Origin of the sequence: Paenibacillus sp. FSL R5-0713, assembly GCF_037973325.1 — a bacterium.
Taxonomy (GTDB): domain Bacteria; phylum Bacillota; class Bacilli; order Paenibacillales; family Paenibacillaceae; genus Paenibacillus.
Window position 1 is genome coordinate 2,591,727 of record NZ_CP150229.1, and the last position, 18,821, is coordinate 2,610,547.

The following is an 18,821-nucleotide window of genomic DNA, read 5'->3' on the forward strand; positions in this document are numbered from 1 at the left end:
AATACTCGGGGTGTATTGTTTACTTAAACTTAAAGAGTGGAATAGCTAATTCAGGTCTGCACGTTTGCGTAATTCTGAACAAGGTTAATGATGTATTACACCGTTGTGCAGGTGTGACATTCAATTTTGATCAGGAGGCGTATTCATATGACTTTAATGGAAACCGAACATACAACATGGACGAAACAATATATTAATGGCAGATGGGTAGATGGCTCCGGTGAGAAAACAATGGAGAATATCAACCCTTATACGGGAGAAGTTATTGCCACATGGCGCTCTTCCAATAAAAAAGATATAGATAAGGCGTATGAGTCTGCTCATAAAAATTCGATTGAGTGGGCGGAGTCATTACCTGCTGTGAAAGAAGAGGTACTGCGGAAAGTTTCATCTCTGATGGCAGAGCGAAAAGAGGAGATTATTCAACTGTTGATCACAGAATCCGGGAGTACCCGAATCAAATCGGAGGCGGAGTTTGCAGCGGCTAAACGCATTGTGGATGAGTCAGCATCTTTTCCTTATCGTATGAAGGGTGAGATTATTCCGTCCAATACTCCTGGTAAAGAGAACCGTGTAATTCGGGAGCCGAAGGGTGTGGTCGGTGTGATCGGGCCGTGGAATTTCTCTTTGCATCTATGTCTTCGATCCGTAGCTCCGGCGATTGCTCTCGGCAATGGGGTGGTGATTAAACCGGCATCAGACACTCCGATTACGGCAGGTTGGCTCATTGCTGATTTGTTCGAACAAGCCGGTCTGCCTGGGGGCGTGCTAAATGTCGTTGCCGGAAGTGGCAGTGAGATCGGGGATTACTTTGTGGCTCATCCGATTCCCAAAGTAATTTCATTCACGGGTTCCACAGAAGTTGGGCAGGGAATCGGTAAACTGGCGGGTGAACATTTAAAAGAAACGGCACTGGAGCTAGGCGGCAACAACGCCATGGTTGTGCTGGAAGATGCGGACATTGAACGTGCTGCCGAAGCCGCAGTCTTTGGCAAGTTTCTGCATCAGGGACAGATCTGCATGGCTCTGAATCGTATCATTGTGCATGCTGATATTTACGACAGATTCGTTGATTCATTTGTTACCAAAACGAAAAATGTGCAGGCAGGTGACCCGGCTAATGCCAAAACACTCGTAGGTCCTCTCATTCGGGAAAAAGAGGTAACACGATTGCAGGATCTTGTGAACAAAGCCAAGGACGAAGGCGCACGTCTATTGCTTGGTGGGACCAACAAAGGCAGTGTGCTGTCTCCTACTGTACTTGCTGATGTTAAACCTGAACAAGATATTGTGCAGCAGGAATTGTTTGGTCCGGTGGCAGTGATCATGAAGGCTCATGATGAGCATGAAGCTGTGCGTTTGGCGAATGATACTCCTTATGGACTTAGTGGTTCCGTATTCACCAAAGATCTGAATCGAGGATATCTGGTTGCTCAGCGCATTGAATCTGGTATGGTGCATGTAAATGATCAGTCCGTGAACGATGAAGCGCATGTGATGTTTGGCGGTGAAAAGGCTTCAGGGATTGGACGTTTCGGTGGTGATTGGGCAATTGAGAAGTTTACACGTACTCGTTGGATCAGCATTCAGCACCAATATCGGGAATATCCAGGAGTGAAATAAGTCGAAAAAGGATGAACTAGCAGGGTCGTTTATGAACGATTAGAGTGAGTTGCAAAAAGATCGACAAATCATGCGAAAGCCCGTCCCAGCTTGGTGGGACGGGCCTTTTGCACAATTTTACACCACAGCAAAATACGACTTAATATAAGAGTGGAAAAGCTGTTTGGCTCTGACGCTATCTGGTTATTTATGGATACACGGAAGAATCGATCCGTAAATCCAATGGCAAAGGGGCTTTAAATTCATGTCCATTGACCGCTTTATTCTGAGGAAACTGAATACCTGTCAGGAAGAACATACACGTGCCAATTTGGTTCGGCTGTTTGTCATTCGTATTCGTAAAGCCGAGATTGCGGAAGAGCATGATGCCGCCTATGTCCTTAGCAAAGTGCACTGAGTGATGGCTGATCATAACTGCAATCCGCTGTTAACGTGTATACACCTCAAAAAGGAAGCTTGTCTATAACGACAGCTTCCTTTTTCATGTCTTGTCATAAATGTGGCTTGGTAGACTCCTTTTAATATAATGATAAAGCAAGGGAGTCGTTTTCACTTCGACTGTGGAGAATCGCTTCTCCATTAACAATCTCAATACTAATTAAAGAATGCAGACATTTTTGAATGGCACGTTTACCGTTGCTAATTTTATGCTCAAGAGCACTGCTAAGCAATCTTAATGTCTTCTGCATAGGCTGTTTGTTTTCTTGATTAAAGTATACAGGGATTGATTTGTTTTGAAAGGTTATTAGGGTTCTCACTTGAAATCACCTCACGGTTGTTATTTCATACAGGTAATATTAAATTCCAATGCTTAAAATTACCTTAAAATCAGCTTATGAAAACATAAAGGTGGGTAATGTTTGAAAAGTGTTCACAATTCAATTGTGAGCGAAGGAATAAAAGTCCCGAAAAACAAAACCTAATTACCATTTAAATGGAATAGAAAATGAAAATTTTCGTATCCTCGCAATATTCAAAAGCATAACTGCCACGAAAGTTCTGAGTCAAATGTACGATATTTTAATATATACGTGGGTCATATGTAACAAAATTACAGGTGGCACATTGCAAACAGGGTGTTTATGTAAGAAAATAGGGTTGATATAACGATTCATTCTCTTTTTTTTGATTTAATCTGACATTAGGACAATTTACATATGAGACCATGGGAGGGATTCGGATGATTCTAACCGTGTATTCCGGCCGCGAGGAAGGAGAATGGTTCGACATCGATGTTCCGGATGAATGCACCATTGAACATTTGAAGACATTACTTGGCGTTCGCATTTTCGGACAGGCACCGGGAGACGGCATTCAGTACATCCTTGAAGCCAAGTTTCCGGAGGGGCTGTGGTTCTCTCCGCAGAACGCACAGCAGTTAATGGAAACAGGGCTGCGGCAAGGCAGTTGCGTACGTGTCCAGCGGGCTTTTTCAACGACTTCGGAAGAAGCGCCTGTATATGGGAGACGTTCATTATTTCAAAAGGACAGCAACGAATAGGGCTTTTGAACGTATACATTCTATTGAACGAACTAAAGGAGGTCTTCTCTTCGTGAATGTGTTATATCAGCGTTCTCCAAGAATGACACCGGTTCTCAAGGAAGAAGGACTCGAAATACTCAGGCCTCCAACAGAACCGAGCAAACCCACGTTTTCCATGATATCCATTATTGTGCCGATCATGATGACCATGGTCAGCATTGGTTTCTACGTATATATCAATATGACCGGCAAAATGGGCAACAGCAATTATATGATGTTTCAGATGATGACGGTCATGATGATGCTTACTTCTTACACCATTCCATTCTTCGTGTATCTGAGCAACAAGAAATCATATCGCAAAAAATTGGAAGAACGAAAAACAATGTATCTTGCCCAACTGGACAAACACCGGGAAGAACTGAAAGAAGCTCAGGCGGAGCAAGTGAAGAGCCTGTATGAAATTCATGGGGATCCGGGTGTGTGCCTTCAAGTGGTGAAGAACCGGAACAGTTCCTTGTGGGAGCGTTCACCAGAGGATGATGATTTCCTTCAGGTGCGCATTGGTACGGGAGAGATTCCATTCCGTATCAAACTTCAGGTTCCACGGATTGATGGTTATGAGAAGGATGAGCTAATTGAAGCCGCCCATGAACTTGCGGGTGAATTCCAGACGGTACCGGATGCTTCCATTACATTGCCTTTGTTCCAATCGAAGGTTATGGGACTGGTCGGTGATCGAGAGGAAGTGCTTGCTTCCCTGCGAGTCATCATCTCACAACTGACGGTACGTCACTCCCCGGATGAACTGAAGCTTGCTGCTTTCTATGAAGAAAAGGACAGCAAGGAATGGGATTGGCTTCGCTGGATGCCCCATATCTGGGATGAAGACCAGGGACAACGCTATATGGCCGACAGGCACAGCGGTGCGCATCAATTGGCGGACAGCTTGTTTTCCGTGTTGAACCGGCGCCGCAACAATAAGGAAGACCGCTACAAGAAAAGCATACAAACGCCGTGTTACGTTGTGATTCTCTCCGATACGCAATTAATTGAAGAAGAACCGTTGCTCCCACTGCTACTGGAATCGGCTCAGGACATCGATGTATGCACCATCATACTGGCTAATCGCAAGGAGTCTCTACCAATGCATTGTCAGTTGATTATGGAAGCCTCCAAAGGCAAAGGGGTATATATCAAAAAAACGGAAGATGCGGATGTTATTCAACAAACGTACAAGCCTGATGTGATCTCGAAGGAAATGGCAGAGGCGCTTTCCCGTTATATGTCACCGATCCGGTTAAAACGGTCATCTGCATCAGATATCCCGCAAGTGCTTCCGTTATTCGATATGCTGAGCACATCACGCGTGGAAGATCTGGATGTGGTATCCAGATGGGGGCAGACGAGATATCCGGACACGCTGCCCGTACCAATGGGTGTACGAGCTGGAGGCAAAAAAATAGCGATAAACCTGCATGACAAAATTGAACGTCAGGGTCATGGTCCCCATGGTCTGATTGCAGGTACAACCGGTTCAGGTAAAAGTGAAGTCATCCAGTCCATCGTAGCTTCACTGGCTGCTGAATTCCATCCGCATGATCTGGCCTTCATGCTGATTGACTACAAAGGTGGCGGTATGTCCAATACATTTGTTGATCTACCTCATGTGGTAGGGACAATCACCAATCTGGATGGAAATCTGATCGAGCGGGCGAATATCTCACTTCGTGCCGAACTGGTCAGAAGGCAAAAAATATTAAATGATGCGGGAAATCTCCAGCACATTGATGAATACTATAAAATTCTGCGTTCCAGACATGAGCAACCGCTCCCGCATCTCGTCATTATCATTGATGAGTTTGCTCAATTGAAACGGGACCAGCCAGAGTTCATGGATGAACTGATTAGTATCGCGGCCATTGGCCGAACACTTGGGGTTCATCTAATTCTGGCAACCCAGAAGCCAGCCGGTGTTGTGGACGATAAAATATGGAGTAATTCGCGCTTCCGGATCTGCCTTCGCGTACAGAGTGAGGGAGATAGCAGGGACATGATCAAGATTCCAAATGCTGCCTGGATTACGAAGCCTGGTCGTGGATATTTTCAGGTGGGTAGTGATGAAGTATTTGAAGAAATGCAATTCGCCTGGAGTGGTGCACCGTATAACCAACAGGAGGATTCAACGACGGTATTGCCTGTCATGGAAGTACGCCTAAACGGTAAGCGGGAGCCCCTGTTAACGGGAGAGCGCAGAGCCGTTCTCAAAGGTGAAGATGTTCCGAAACAGCTTCAAGTATTTATTGATTATGTTGCTCAGTCTGCAGCGGATGCGGGCATCCGTCGGTTGCCAGGACCATGGTTGCCACCTTTACCAGAAACACTGGAATGGGAAGGTCTTCAGGAATGGCAGGAAGAAGAGAATCGGGATCTGCTGCTTGATGGTGGGGCAAGTGGTCTGAAACCCCTGGTTGGTTTGCTGGATGATCTCCCCAATCAGCGCCAACAACCGCTCGCATTGCCTGTGGATCAAGGCCATCTGGTCGTTTACGGCATGCCGGGACTGGGAAAAACAACATTTGTTCAGACCTTGCTTATGTCTCTGGCCCGTTCTCACAGAACTGAGCCTTGGCATGGTTACATTATCGATATGGGCCGCATGATGAAGGACTTTGCAGGACTACCACAGATCGGTGGCGTGATGATGGCGGAGGAGGAAGACCGGATCAAACGGTTATTCCGTTATATCCTCAAGCTGTCAGCACAACGCAAAGATATCATCTCGGAGGCGGGTGTTAAAACGATCTCGGCCTACCGACGGACAGCTCATGCGGCTGTCCCGCAGGTTGTGGTGGTTATCGATGGTTATCTTTCATTCCGCAATGCCTATCCGGAAGAAAATGAACTTCTGGAGACGATCCTGCGTGAAGGCGGAAGTCTGGGGATTACCTTTGTACTTACTGCGAATCGGGTAACAGATGTATTTGAGAAATTCAGAAGCAATATTCCCAATGCGGTTTCATTTGAGTTATCTGATCCAAGTGATTATTATTATGCCGTGGGAAGACCTTCCAAAGCACCAAGCCAACTTCCGCCAGGAAGAGGTCTGGTCAAAGGGCAAGTGCCTCCGTTGATGTTCCAGGCGGCATTACCTTCTTCCGGGGCAGATGAAGGCAAACGTTCATCGGCATTGCGCCGCACGATCGCTGAGATTCGCCAAGGCTGGACAGGGGAAGAAGCACCTCAAATTGCTCCGCTTCCGGAAGAGATCAAACTCAAGGATCTGCTCATTCAGATAGGATCATATGGTCAGGCATGGGATACATCATCTGTAACTGTCCCTGTAGGACTGCTTACGGATGATCTTGAACCATTCCAGCTTAATCTGCGTGAAGGTCCACATTTCATGGTGACGAGTCCGATGGAAGGCGGAAAAACGACATTTTTGTTGACATGGATGTTATCACTGGCTTATCATGCTTCTCCAGAAGATGTACAAATATACACAGTAGATATGCGTTATGGCGCAGGTGGGCTGGGGGAAATCAGCAGTTTGCCCCATGTCCGTGGACATGTATCGCGAGAAGAACAGCTTGCACCTGTGATTCAACAGTTGTACGATGAAGTTCTGAAAAGAGGCGAGATTTCCGGTGGACCGGAACTTGTGCTTGTTATCGATGATGCGGACACCTTGTCCAAACAGCTAAACGATTTTAATGTAAAAGATCAATTGGGAGCGATTGTTCGTCAAGGAAGGGATCGTGGTGTACACGTGATTCTGTCCGGGGTTCCGGCAGACTTCCCGACCTTCGGTTCGGATTGGGTAACGGATGTGAAGGCTTCCCAGAGCGGAATGCTGTTCGGGACTTTAGACCCTAACGATCTCTCGTTCTTCCGTATACCTTATTCGGAATCCGGAGGTAGTTCAGGTGGGCTGAAGGTACTGCCTCCAGGTCAAGGTTATTATGTAAAACGTAAATATTCCAGGGTTAAAGGTGCAGTTCCATGTGATGACAGCTGGAAAATGACCGATTGGATTTCTGAAATTCGTGACCGATGGCATGTTGTAGTTTGAGGGGAGGTGGCTCATAATGTTGACGGTTCATGATTCTAAGCAAAAGGTAGTCACGTTGCAAACAAAAGAACTTTTTTTCCTGGCGGGTATTCTCGGTTCAGACCGACTGCTTGGTGTGGAAGATCCGTTTCGCGGCTATATGGCGGAGGATATCGCGATGGAGTGGGAGCGTGTGAAAACCTCCCTGCTTGACAAAGGATATCTGATTCGGGATCAGGATACCGATGAGCTGATCATGACACCGACCGTTTTCTCCAGGGTAGCCATTGCCGGATTGTCCGACAGAGCTTGTTGGATTCGATACACGATCAACGGCAAGTCGTATGAAAGTTATATACATTGCACGGATGAGCGGGTCGTTGAAGTTTCCCGTGTTGACGACGTACCGGACTCGTTCCGGCTTAGCGATCTGGGAAGTGTTCGTGAAGCCATTGATGTTCTGATAGAGCGGATGAAATGGAGCGGCCATTCTCCTGCGGAGAAACCGGCACTAATGTGCTCCAAGAAAAAATTTTATGATGTCATGAATGAGCTTGAGAACAGCGGGGTACAGACCGTAGCAGATGAACTCGCACAGGAGACAAGTGATCCTGAGGGCTCGCTTGCGCTGGCACGCTGTCTGGTGGGTAAGGAGTCAGATGGGGAGCTTCGTTTGCTCGTATGGAATGAAGACGGGTGGAAGTCGCAGTCTGCAGCATTTGCTGCAAGTGCGGTATCCAATTGGTTGTTCCGGATGAGCACTGCGGCTTCAGATGATTGGCTAGTTGCAGCACTGACGACTAGAGAACAGTTTCACGAGATGCTGCTGGACTGGCTTAAACAGCCTGCAGGGGAAGAGGAAAGGTGATGGTAAATGCGCATTCGTGTGGAACCGGATGTGCTTCGGGCACTGAGCAAGCAGATTCAGTATGCAGCGGAGCAAATACAGCAAAAGATGACAGTGTTGGATCAGGCGATTCATTCGCTGGAGTGGGAGGTTGAATCCCGCGCAGCGGTGATGAGTGAATGGAATCACAGTAAACGACTGGGCGAGGATGCGCTTCGTCGATTAATGGACTTAAGCGTACAGCTGGGACGCAAAGCATTGTTATTCCAGCAGGCAGACATGGAGTATCGTTCCGTGCTGAGTCATGTGAACACAGCCTATGGTAATGCGGTCAATATGCTGAATGTTCTTCAGAACAATCGTACAGGAGAAATCATGCCTGCACATTCTGCAACTGTAGCTGTAGTATCCGATCCCCTTTCCGCAATGGCGGCCGTATATCGTGTACAGGATGCCGCACCGCCTGATGGCTCCCCTGCTACATTGGTTCAGGCCATGCAGCCTGAGCCGGTAGCATGGAGATTCACTGATCCTTCCTTTCGGGGAAGAAGAGGAACCGAGCCTGTGGTTTCCTGAAAAGGGTGAATAAAAGTAACAGCAGGAAGTGAATTTTTTTGTAAATAGGCTGTTAGGAGAAGTTTCAAGGACTGAAAATGGGGTAAATAGGATTAGGTCCTTCGACTTTTGTTCGATCGATCCTGGTATAGTACAATTTGAACAAGTCAAAATTTAATTGCACAAACCAAGGAGGAATTTACCAATGGCAGGACGTATTTTAGTTACCCCAGAGCAGCTTGATCAGGTTTCCAACCAATTTAAACAAAGCGGTGAGCAAAGTCAGCAAATCGTATCCACATTGACTCAATCCATCACAAGCATGGAAGGACAATGGGAAGGTATGACAAAGCAACGCTTCTTCCAGGAGTTCCAAGAAGCTAGCAAACAAATGCAATCGTTCGTTCAAACGCTGAACAGCATCAGCGCTGAACTTACAGCTATTGCTAACAAATTCCGTACAGCTGACCAAGCTCGTTAATCTGCTTTACATAGATCAGGCCGAGTTGAAGTCTGAATTCGCCCTGAATCATTGGCGGGTAGCAAGCTGAAGATGTACAACTACAGCAAAAACCGGGCGTTGTCACAACACCCGGTTTTTGCTGCAACTATGACACTAGGACAGAGAGAGGGATAAGCATGTCTTTTCAACCGAATCCCGGGGATGAAGTGGTGATTAACGACATTGCCTATACGATTGGGCAACATCCGGCTGCGCCGGGTCTAGCTTATGCCCAAGCTGGAAGGCAGGGGATTGTTTATCAGTTGTTACCCCGAAACGGTTCCCTTCATGGGGCCAAAGCACTAAAAGTATTTTTTCCTAAATTCCGTATTCCAGCTATGGTATATCAGTCTGAGCATATGGAGTCTTATAGTGAACTGCCAGGTTTGCAAGTATGCAAGCGTGATGTGCTCACTCCGGAAAGAAACGGAGCGCTCATTGGAAAACATCCCGATCTGTTATATGCGGTGTTGATGCCATGGGTGCAAGGTCAGACCTGGTTCGATGTGATCAGTGATCAGAGACAGTTGACGGCTGAGGAGAGCCTGAAGCTGGCCAGAGCGCTTGCTGGGACGGGTTCGGCCATGGAACAACGTGGACTAGCTCATTGCGATATGTCCGCTCCCAATGTAATGATTCCGTTTTTTTCCGAAGTGGAGAACCTGGGGAAGACGTCTGCGGTAGAACTTGTGGATGTCGAGCAGATGTACGGTTCCAAGATGGATCGTCCGGATGCCCTGCTTGCCGGGTCACCCGGTTATGCAGCCCATCGCACAGTGCACAGCGGTTTGTGGAGTTCATATGCTGACCGATTTGCCGGAGCTGTTATCATTGCTGAAATGTTAAGCTGGTCGGACCCTGTGATTGTAGAGAAAGCGTGGGGCGAAAGTTATTTTGACCAGCATGAAATGCAGACGGTGAGTGAACGGTATTATGCAATGCGGGAGTCCCTTGAGAAGCGTTGGGGTTCCAAACTGTCCGATCTGTTTATTCGAGCTTGGGAAAGTCACGATCTGAGCAGTTGTCCAACGTTTGGTGAGTGGTATGTTGCATTGGCTGCGGTAGACGTGGATCAGGCCAATGCGGCAGCTGCTGCATCGTCGGAAGAAGAAGCTGGCAATCCGTCCGAAGCGGATGGGATTCTGAAGGAGAGCTCAGAACCGGTAAGTGAACCTGGGAATACGCAAGAGGGGGACATTCCCCAAACGCCGCACTCTCCCGATCAGGAAGCGATTGTGAACCGTCTGTTCTTACAGGCAAGATCCTTGGAGGATGAAGATAAACCAGCTGCTGCACTGGAAGTGTATCGTTCGCTGTATCATTTCATTCCTCATAACAGCGCGATGCAGATGGAAGTGGAGGCTGCAATCAAGGAACTGGACGCCAAGCTTAATCCAAAAGAAGACACAGATAAGCCTGTACCTGTGCCATTCTACCGATCCAAGAAGTTCATGATTTCTTCCGCTGTGCTTATTGTATTGCTGGCAGGTGGTGTTCCAACGGTCAAAATACTGGCAGATCAGGCAGAAGTGAAGCAGAAAGAACAGCAGGAAGCTACACGACTGGCAGAGGTCAAGGCTGCGGAAGAGGCTGAAGCTGCAAAGGCAGCTGCGATCAAGCAGCAGGAAGAGCAAGAGAAGCAAAAGGCCGCAGAAGCTGCAAAACTGGATGCTGAGGAAAAGAAAAAGCTTGCTGAAGCCAAACAGAAGGAAGCAGAAGCGAAGAAAAAAGAAGAAGAACGCAAGGCATTACAGGCCAAGTACGACAAACAGGCGAAATATGAGGCCTATCTGGTGAAGCAGGAACAGCAGAAGAAAGAAGCTGCCAAGAGAGCACAGCAGGAGAAGTACGATAAACAGGCAAAATATGAAGCTTATCTCGTCTGGAAAAAAGAGAATGATGCCAAGCTTGCAAGACAGGAAGCGGAGCGTAAAGCGGCAGCTGAAGCTAAACGTCAACAGGAGATTGCTCAGAAAGCCGCGCTCAAGAAAAAGCGTGCCGAGAATGTGGTCACGTTGATTGCTCATTACAATAAAACGTATAACGCACAAAAAGGCAGAAAAATTGAAAATGCGGAAGCGTATGCCCGTGATTTTAAAAATCTATACAATACCGATGCGGCTTATTTCAAAGGAGTTGGCAAAGTGGCCGCTCGAATGAGTGCCATTAACAAATTCCTGAGCAACACCAGTTATACGTTGCCTAACTTATAAAGTAATTGACGGAGGTGACTCATCCTAGATGAACTACACAATTCAAGCATCACAGCGTACACCTGCACTCATTATCTATTTAATTGATATTAGCGCCTCCATGAACATGGTTCTGGAAAATCGTCGGCGGATTGACGTCGTCTATGATGCCTTATCTCTCGCGATACGCCAAATGGTATTTCGGTCCACCAAGGGAAATCGTCTGACACCTCGCTATCGCATAGCCATATTGGCTTACAGCGATGATGTATATGACTTGTTGAACGGCATCAAAGGAATCGACGAGATCGCTGCAGTTGGATCTTTGCCTGACCTGACCCCGAAACGGTTCTCGGACTCGGCAAAGGCTTTTCTGCAGGCGGAAAAGATTCTCCAGGCCGAAATTCCGAATATGCAGGATTGTCCTGCTCCACTTGTATGCCACATGACCGATGGGGTAGCCACAGGTGAAGATCCCGAGCCCATTGCGAAAAGAATCATGGGCATGAGTGTACCTGATGGCAATGTGCTGGTGGAGAATATTTTTATATCCGATCATCTGCTGGAAGGACCGATTGCTGAACCTAGAAGATGGAAGGGAATCTCTTCCGAAACAAATCTACAGGATGAGCATGGAGAGAAGCTGCGGAATATGTCTTCCGTTTTGCCTGAAAGTTATCGGGAAATGCTTGTTGAAGCTGATTATTTGCTTGCACCCGGTGCACTCATGATGCTGCCAGGTACATGTGCAGAATTGGTATCGATTGGATTCCAGATGTCCGCTGCTACGCCTGTGAGATAGGAGGGGAATCATGAGAGCAATGCGTTTGGCAACATTGTCTGCTGGAGATAAGGGGGGCCATGCCGAGCAGCGGCATGGCAACTTTCGCTATGTGAGTGTACAGACGGGAGAACAGCCACTAACTCGCTATCAGGGCACATTTAAGTGCAGATATGGTTATGGAAGGGCGGCTGAGACGGTACATCAGGGAGATACCGGACAGGACTTTGCTGCGGTGCGTATGAAAGGAAATATCTGTAATTTCGTGCTGTGTGATGGGGTAGGCATGAGTTATCTGGGAGACTTTGCAGCGCGTTTTCTGGGGAATGCTTTACTGGATTGGTTGGAAACGACGCAACACCCGACAGAAGAGGGCGTTGAGCGACTGCTTCGGGATCTGACCCTTCCTGCATCTGAGCAGCTGGAGAAATTACAGCCGCTGGAAAGCTCTCCTTTGTTGCTGCGTGAAGTGTTGATGGAAAAGCGAAGTCGAGGCAGCCAGGCCATGTATGTGTGTGGACGGATTGAGCTTACGGGAGGCGGTCGCAAAAGTCGGGTGTGGCTTGCTTGGCAAGGAGATTCCCGTATTCGCCTGTGGCGGAATGGCCAGGAAGATTCTGAATTATTTCAGACTCACTGCAAGACCAATGAGCGTTGGTCTACACTTGAAGGCCCTCTTGGTGGTAAGCCGCACATCTACGAGACCAAAGGGTCCGCCAACGATTCACTGCGTCTTCAGTTATATACGGATGGATTAAACGACTTGGATGCGATTCAGGCCTATGTCCCCGATGAACACATTCAGGTACTGCTGGATGCTACACATACCGGCGGTCTTGAAGATGATGCCGCTTTCATTGAGCTGGAATGGTGAGCGCCGGATATCAAATTGTGCATTGATCCGAATGATGCTGTGACTTTGTTGAAGTCCAAACGTGAAAAAACTTGTTGGTGTTGATTTAAAAGACACTCTTTTTGGGTAATCTTGTGAAGAATTGGCTAATGATAGCTTCAACGTACATTCTTACATAATTGCTAAAATGAAGGAGTGGAATGGATAATGACACAACATAACGGCAAGTCACGGTTTCAAGGTAAGGTTGCGATTATTACCGGAGCAGGTTCCGGTATTGGGAAGGCGACTGCGGTCAAGCTGGCAAAAGAGGGTGCACATGTTGCATTGTTTGATCTGGTGAATGATCGGATCTCGGAAACGGAAGCAGAGATTAATGCGCAGCACCCGGGTGCGGCAAGAGCATTTGATGTTGACATTTCCGACCCGGCACGTGTGGAAAAGGCTGTGCTGGAAACCGTTGAGTTATTCGGCGGTTTGGATATTGTTTTTGCCAATGCGGGCATTAATGGTGTATCAGCACCCATTGAGGAAATTTCGGTTGAAGATTGGCAGCAAATTATCACAACCAACTTGAACGGTACATTTTTCACCGTAAAATATGCTTTGCCTCACGTGAAGAAACGGGGTGGCGGCAGCATTATCATTACAAGTTCGATTAACGGCAATCAACGCTTCTCAAGCTTTGGCATGTCGGCGTACAGCACATCCAAGGCAGGACAGGTTGCTTTTGCAAAGATGGCTGCGCTTGAGCTGGCGAAGTTCAAGATACGTGTGAACGTGATCTGCCCAGGAGCGATTGCGACGAATATTGATCAAAGTACGGTCAAAACGGATGATCTGCAACAGATCATTATCCCGATGGAGTTCCCGGAAGGACAGCAGCCGCTTGCGGACGGACCGGGTCAGCCGGAACATGTTGCCGATCTGGTAAGTTTCCTTGCATCGTCCGAATCCAGACATATTACCGGAGCAGAGATCGTCATTGATGGTGCAGAGTCATTGCTCAGCTAAGTGAGCATTCTGGAGAATTTTCATTTATACTAAGGCGTATCTTAGGGTGTGTCTGCGATAGTCGTTCCTCTGGAACGGCTTTTTTTGTTATAATGCTAACATTCGAATAGAAATACTGAAAAGCAGTAGGGTACATTCATTAGGAGCGATTATATGCATATAGAGTTACCGATACAAGAGGTTATTCCGGAGTTAAGACAATTATTTCGGGATCAAGATACAGGGGTGTTAATTGCAGAGCCCGGAGCGGGAAAAACAACTGTTGTACCGCTGGCTTTGCTGGAGGAGCCATGGGTCGCGGGACGGAAAATCATCATGCTGGAACCCCGAAGACTCGCCGCGCGTTCGGCTGCATCAAGACTGGCAGCTACGCTTGGGGAAAAAGCGGGGCAGACTGTAGGATATCGTGTGCGCATGGATACCCGGGTGAGCCAAGGGACACGTATCGAAGTTGTGACGGAAGGGGTATTGACCCGAATGTTGCAGCAGGACCAGGGTCTTGAGGATACGGCAATGATTATATTCGATGAATTCCATGAGCGTCACTTACATGGAGATTTGGGTTTGGTTCTGGCACTGGAATCCCGAGCGATGTTACGTCCGGATCTGAAATTGCTGGTCATGTCGGCTACTTTAGATCCAAATCCTGTCTGTGCATTACTGGGCGAAGGTACAAGATCGATTCATTGTCCGGGACGTACGTTTCCGGTGGATACACGATATGTGCCAAGACCGGTATCTATGCCACTGGAACAGTTCACAGCTCAGACGGTCAAGAGGGCATTAGCCGAACAGGAGGGGGATGTGCTTGTTTTCCTTCCTGGCGCAAAAGAGATACATCGTACAGAACGGGAGCTATCGAATGCTTCTCTGCCTGCACATGTGAACGTCTATTCTCTTTACGGCAGCATGCCCGTAGAACAACAGGATGAGGCCATACGTCCTGCGGCTGAGGGCACGCGCAAAGTTGTACTGTCCACCTCCATTGCGGAATCCAGCCTCACCCTCGCTGGAGTGAAGATTGTGGTGGATGCAGGGCTGAGCAGAGCATCGGCATTCTCGCCGCGCACGGGTATGAGCCGGTTTGTCACCCTGCCGGTGTCCAAGGCGTCAGCCGATCAACGGCGGGGTCGTGCGGGGCGAATTGCCCCGGGGGTGTGTTACCGGCTATGGAGCGAAGAGGTTCATGGGGGGCTGCCTGAGGCAGCTCGCCCGGAGATCACCTCCGCGGATCTTGCGCCGCTGGCGCTGGAGCTTGCCGTCTGGGGTGTCCAGTCCCCAGCAGAGCTGCAATGGCTGGACACCCCGCCTGACGCCGCCTACGGCCAGGCACAGGCGCTGCTGCGCCAGCTGGGCGGCCTGGATGACGAAGGCCGCATCACGCCCTTCGGGCGGCGGATGAACACGCTCGGCGTGCATCCGCGACTGGCCAGCATGTTGCTCCGCGCGGCGGAGCTTGGGCTGGCCAGCTACGCCAGCATGCTGGCGGCACTGCTGCAGGAGCCTGCGGGCCTCCGCAGCAGTGGCAGTGCAGGCGCGGGCACGGACCTGCGCCCGCGCGTAGAGGCGCTGCTGACTGCGGACAGCAGCGGCAAGCCGCAAGCGGCAGCGGCTGCCCTAGACGGCGCGGCCGTGCGGCGCATGCTCCAGGAGAGCCGCCAGCTGCGCTCGGCGCTCGGCCCGGCGGCCGATCCGGTACGGCCGGATGAAGACAGCTGCGGATTGCTGCTGTCCTTCGCCTATCCGGACCGGATCGGGCAACGCCGGGAAGACGGCCGCTATCTGCTGAGCAGCGGCCGCGGTGTACGGCTCGTAGCGACAGAATCGCTGAGCCGTTCAGCGTATCTGGTCGCAGCCGAGGCAGACGACCAGGGCGCAGATGCGCGTATCCTGCTGGCTGCGCCGTTGCAGGAGCAGACATTGTTACAGGCAGCTCAGCACCTGCTGCACGATGAAGTGCAAGTGGCCTGGGATTCCAATACTCGCAGCGTGCGAGCGCATAAGAGACTTCGTATTGGAGCCCTTGTGATGAAAGAGAGCAGTATTGCACAGCCACCTGAAGATCAGGTGCTGGAAGCACTGTTGGCCGGAATACGGATGGAAGGGCTGGATTGTCTGCCATGGACTAAAACGTCCAGACAACTTGCGGACAGGCTGCGGTTCCTGCATCTCCATCTACCTGAGTGGCCCGACCTGATCGAAGATGATCTGACCGAAGAGCTGGCTGAGCATCTTACACCTTATCTGACAGGCATGCGATCGGCAGCCGACCTCAAGAGATTGTCGATGCAAGATGTATTGCTTGGTGGTCTGAGCTGGGGGCAACGACAACAACTGGACGATGAAGCTCCGACGCATATACAGGTGCCCAGTGGATCGCGTATTCCCGTGGACTACAGCCGTCCCGAGGCTCCTGCTCTGGCGGTGAGATTACAGGAGATGTTTGGACAACAGGAGACACCGCGTATAGCTGGTGGGCGAGTCCCAGTGACCATTCATTTGTTATCGCCGGCTCAGCGACCTGTACAGGTCACACGAGATTTGGCCAATTTCTGGCGTGAGACCTACTTTGACGTCAAAAAAGATCTGAAAGGACGTTATCCGAAGCATTACTGGCCGGATAATCCACTTGAAGCGGTGGCCACTAATCGGGCCAAACCACGGGGGAAATAGATGAATGATTTCGTTTTTTTAGATATCAACACCGGGTTCCCGAAGGGTACGTGTACGTTTCATCAGGCTTAGATTCGGATGAACCACAACAATCCGTATTGTAACTGATCGAATCATACTCTACCTTAACTAAGTAATCACCTTCTAATCAGGATGTGTCTCCAAACTCGCTGAGTGCATATTGTACTGTCTTTGTGCCCAATGCTACGTCACTTTGCCTTTTGTTCTATATTACGTCGCTTTTCCTTTTCTCTACATGCTGCGTTACTTTGCCTTTTAAGCCCATGTTGCGTCACACTCGCTTCGCGTGCCCTCGGTTCGCTTGTGGCAAACTTCCGGCATAGAACGATATTTGGGCAAAATCTGCTTTTTTAGAGGTTGAAGCACGTCCCGGTGTGTTTTCAAACCTAAAGAGAGTCGGGAGGGGCACTGGATGGATAAGATGTTTTGGAACCGCCATCCTTCAACCTATGATCGATCGACCATGAATCGGAGGCTAACGAACCTGTGACGTCTTATTCAGTGATTTGAAGCGCCCGCAACATTCTAAGGAATCTGAAACACGTTATAGTTGAACAACAAGCCATTTAGAGCGTCTTTTCCAGGTGATTTTGATAAATAACGTGTCTCAAGTTCGTTACAAAATAGAATGTGGACCAAAAGGCCAAATAAGACGCCCTCAGTTCCTTAGAAAATTTCCGTAGAACATCTCTTGGAACATCCCTTTGGAGATCTTCTTAGAAAATCTCCAGAAAAATTGTCTTTAGATTCACCAGAGTTACACAGCCTCTACTTCAATATGATTTGGCCCCGGTCATATTCTGCAATGTATCACCAGAACATGGATTGGAGCGCTAATGAACCTGTGACATCTTATTCTGCGATTGGAAATGCCCGTAACATTCTAAGGAATCTGAAACTCGCTATCGTTGACACTCTATAGTTGGTTGAATAACGAGCCGTTCATTGCTATTAACACATACTATATTGCCTTGCAAGCGTTTGAAAGAAAATAAGGCGGGTAATAACATAGCGAACCACTCAATCAGATGAGGAGGGATTCATTATGCAAAAGAAAATCGTAGGTGTGTTTAATACAGAACGTGAAGCATCGCAGGCTATCGAGGGTCTGAAAGCACAAGGATTTACTTCAGACGAAATCTCCGTTGTTACCCAGGATCGGGATGAACTGAAGGCGATTCGGGAAGAGACAGGTACAAAAGCCCCTGAAGGCGTGGCTGCGGGTGCAGCAACAGGTGGTGTACTTGGTGGCGTAGCCGGTCTGCTCGCAGGTATCGGTGCACTGGCTATACCCGGCATAGGACCCATTCTGGCCGCAGGCCCTATCGCAGCAGCATTTACCGGTGCAGCTGTGGGTGCAGGAGCTGGAGGACTGGTTGGTGGCCTGGTAGGTCTTGGTATCCCGGAAGAGGACGCTAAACAGTATGAGGAGTATGTACAGAACGGCAAAATTCTGCTTCTCGTAGACTCCACGGATCGGGACACCGATGTGTACGATGTGTTTAGCAGCAACAGCCAACTTAATCGGGACAGAGCTCAAGTTCATGGTACAGAAGTACCTGCTGAACGTCCAGATCTGGATATGGAAGAACGCAGATTGGATGCCCAGAGCAAGGCCGCTCGATTGGGTAACAATACATTCTTGTAATCTTCCTGCTGAGCTGGTTGATAAGAGATCGAACCTAATGAGTTAATACCTGCAAAATGGAATGAAATAGATGATCCACAAGATGGTCATTAGCCGGTTTCCTTAAGGGAAGCCGGCTTTTGTCCCTGTGTTGCATGTTTGAGTCAATAATGGGGGTTGGTGTTTTTACCCAGTCAAGCAGGGAATAACAATACATATAACAGTACAGCCAAAGCGAGTCCTATGACCAGTAGCATCAATGTGAGAAACCGAATTAAGCCGGTCGATGCTTCAAACGTCTGCTCATTAATTTGAGTACGCTTCCGATGATAGGCTGCTGCCGAATACAGAATGATGGATATACCGCCAATCAGAGATGTGATACCTGTAATAATCGCGGCAATATGTGCTAGTCGATCATACGCCGAGGAGTTGAAGCCGAATCCAGCTGCAAGAAAGCCGATGCCTGCCATGGCAATACCCGTGCGTACCCAGGCCAGAAAAGTTCGCTCGTTAGCCAGGTGCTGTTGGACATATTTGGAATCGATGGTGGTTATGTCTGTGTCTGTTCTAGAAATGTGAATCACCCCGCTCAT

At 48.7% G+C, this 18,821-nt stretch carries 15 protein-coding genes; 13 read left to right on the plus strand and 2 right to left on the minus strand.

From position 1 onward, the window contains the following. Window positions 1-147 precede the first annotated feature (147 nt). Together MKZ12_RS11840 and MKZ12_RS11845 are read left to right on the plus strand one after the other, a co-directional pair. Window positions 148-1,623, plus strand: a complete 1,476-nt coding sequence (locus tag MKZ12_RS11840; RefSeq protein WP_339260509.1) for an aldehyde dehydrogenase family protein — start codon at window positions 148-150, stop codon at window positions 1,621-1,623. A gap of 244 nt (window positions 1,624-1,867) precedes the next feature. Beyond that, a complete protein-coding gene (locus tag MKZ12_RS11845; protein WP_339241709.1) occupies window positions 1,868-2,020 on the plus strand; it encodes a hypothetical protein in 153 nt (50 codons plus the stop codon). A gap of 121 nt (window positions 2,021-2,141) precedes the next feature. Here MKZ12_RS11845 and MKZ12_RS11850 read toward each other — a convergent pair whose 3' ends face one another. Continuing rightward, window positions 2,142-2,381, minus strand: coding sequence for a hypothetical protein (locus tag MKZ12_RS11850; protein ID WP_074094612.1), 240 nt, complete (start codon window positions 2,379-2,381; stop codon window positions 2,142-2,144). Window positions 2,382-2,803: 422 nt separating this feature from the next. On the opposite strand from MKZ12_RS11850, the gene MKZ12_RS11855 reads away from it, so the two are divergent. The 11 genes from MKZ12_RS11855 to MKZ12_RS11905 all read left to right on the plus strand — a co-directional run bounded on the left by MKZ12_RS11855 (window position 2,804) and on the right by MKZ12_RS11905 (window position 18,246). After that, window positions 2,804-3,124, plus strand: a complete 321-nt coding sequence (locus tag MKZ12_RS11855) for a hypothetical protein (RefSeq protein WP_339241711.1) — start codon at window positions 2,804-2,806, stop codon at window positions 3,122-3,124. Window positions 3,125-3,176: 52 nt separating this feature from the next. Further along, on the plus strand, window positions 3,177-7,181 hold the full coding sequence (gene essC, locus MKZ12_RS11860) for a type VII secretion protein EssC (protein WP_339260510.1): 4,005 nt from the start codon (window positions 3,177-3,179) through the stop codon (window positions 7,179-7,181). 16 nt (window positions 7,182-7,197) lie between these two features. Further along, entirely contained in the window at window positions 7,198-8,028 is an 831-nt protein-coding gene (locus tag MKZ12_RS11865) for a hypothetical protein (protein ID WP_339241715.1), read from the plus strand. 6 nt (window positions 8,029-8,034) lie between these two features. Next, entirely contained in the window at window positions 8,035-8,583 is a 549-nt protein-coding gene (locus MKZ12_RS11870) for a WXG100 family type VII secretion target (protein WP_339241716.1), read from the plus strand. A 184-nt stretch (window positions 8,584-8,767) separates the two neighbouring features. Continuing rightward, a complete protein-coding gene (locus MKZ12_RS11875; protein ID WP_017689071.1) occupies window positions 8,768-9,043 on the plus strand; it encodes a WXG100 family type VII secretion target in 276 nt (91 codons plus the stop codon). Between the two features lie 158 nt (window positions 9,044-9,201). Further along, window positions 9,202-11,277, plus strand: coding sequence for a hypothetical protein (locus MKZ12_RS11880; RefSeq protein ID WP_339260513.1), 2,076 nt, complete (start codon window positions 9,202-9,204; stop codon window positions 11,275-11,277). A 28-nt stretch (window positions 11,278-11,305) separates the two neighbouring features. After that, window positions 11,306-12,058, plus strand: a complete 753-nt coding sequence (locus tag MKZ12_RS11885) for a vWA domain-containing protein (protein WP_076330724.1) — start codon at window positions 11,306-11,308, stop codon at window positions 12,056-12,058. A 10-nt stretch (window positions 12,059-12,068) separates the two neighbouring features. Next, complete coding sequence (locus MKZ12_RS11890) at window positions 12,069-12,911, plus strand: protein phosphatase 2C domain-containing protein (RefSeq protein WP_339260515.1); 843 nt, start codon at window positions 12,069-12,071, stop codon at window positions 12,909-12,911. Between the two features lie 186 nt (window positions 12,912-13,097). Then, window positions 13,098-13,904, plus strand: a complete 807-nt coding sequence (locus tag MKZ12_RS11895) for an SDR family NAD(P)-dependent oxidoreductase (RefSeq protein WP_339241720.1) — start codon at window positions 13,098-13,100, stop codon at window positions 13,902-13,904. A gap of 153 nt (window positions 13,905-14,057) precedes the next feature. After that, window positions 14,058-16,577, plus strand: a complete 2,520-nt coding sequence (gene hrpB / locus MKZ12_RS11900; protein ID WP_339260517.1) for an ATP-dependent helicase HrpB — start codon at window positions 14,058-14,060, stop codon at window positions 16,575-16,577. 1,066 nt (window positions 16,578-17,643) lie between these two features. After that, complete coding sequence (locus tag MKZ12_RS11905) at window positions 17,644-18,246, plus strand: general stress protein (protein ID WP_339241724.1); 603 nt, start codon at window positions 17,644-17,646, stop codon at window positions 18,244-18,246. Window positions 18,247-18,419: 173 nt separating this feature from the next. Here MKZ12_RS11905 and MKZ12_RS11910 read toward each other — a convergent pair whose 3' ends face one another. Next, on the minus strand, window positions 18,420-18,821 hold the full coding sequence (locus MKZ12_RS11910; RefSeq protein ID WP_339260519.1) for a DUF202 domain-containing protein: 402 nt from the start codon (window positions 18,819-18,821) through the stop codon (window positions 18,420-18,422).

Bases quoted from the DNA above. Each gene is read 5' to 3' on its own strand.
- MKZ12_RS11875 (WP_017689071.1), top strand. From the start codon at position 8,768: ATGGCAGGACGTATTTTAGTTACCCCAGAGCAGCTTGATCAGGTTTCC.
- MKZ12_RS11870 (WP_339241716.1), top strand. From the start codon at position 8,035: ATGCGCATTCGTGTGGAACCGGATGTGCTTCGGGCACTGAGCAAGCAG.
- MKZ12_RS11905 (WP_339241724.1), top strand. From the start codon at position 17,644: ATGCAAAAGAAAATCGTAGGTGTGTTTAATACAGAACGTGAAGCATCG.
- MKZ12_RS11895 (WP_339241720.1), top strand. From the start codon at position 13,098: ATGACACAACATAACGGCAAGTCACGGTTTCAAGGTAAGGTTGCGATT.
- MKZ12_RS11865 (WP_339241715.1), top strand. From the start codon at position 7,198: ATGTTGACGGTTCATGATTCTAAGCAAAAGGTAGTCACGTTGCAAACA.
- MKZ12_RS11845 (WP_339241709.1), top strand. From the start codon at position 1,868: ATGTCCATTGACCGCTTTATTCTGAGGAAACTGAATACCTGTCAGGAA.
- hrpB (WP_339260517.1), top strand. From the start codon at position 14,058: ATGCATATAGAGTTACCGATACAAGAGGTTATTCCGGAGTTAAGACAA.
- MKZ12_RS11890 (WP_339260515.1), top strand. From the start codon at position 12,069: ATGAGAGCAATGCGTTTGGCAACATTGTCTGCTGGAGATAAGGGGGGC.
- MKZ12_RS11885 (WP_076330724.1), top strand. From the start codon at position 11,306: ATGAACTACACAATTCAAGCATCACAGCGTACACCTGCACTCATTATC.
- MKZ12_RS11910 (WP_339260519.1), bottom strand. From the start codon at position 18,821: ATGAGCGGGGTGATTCACATTTCTAGAACAGACACAGACATAACCACC.
- MKZ12_RS11880 (WP_339260513.1), top strand. From the start codon at position 9,202: ATGTCTTTTCAACCGAATCCCGGGGATGAAGTGGTGATTAACGACATT.
- MKZ12_RS11840 (WP_339260509.1), top strand. From the start codon at position 148: ATGACTTTAATGGAAACCGAACATACAACATGGACGAAACAATATATT.
- MKZ12_RS11855 (WP_339241711.1), top strand. From the start codon at position 2,804: ATGATTCTAACCGTGTATTCCGGCCGCGAGGAAGGAGAATGGTTCGAC.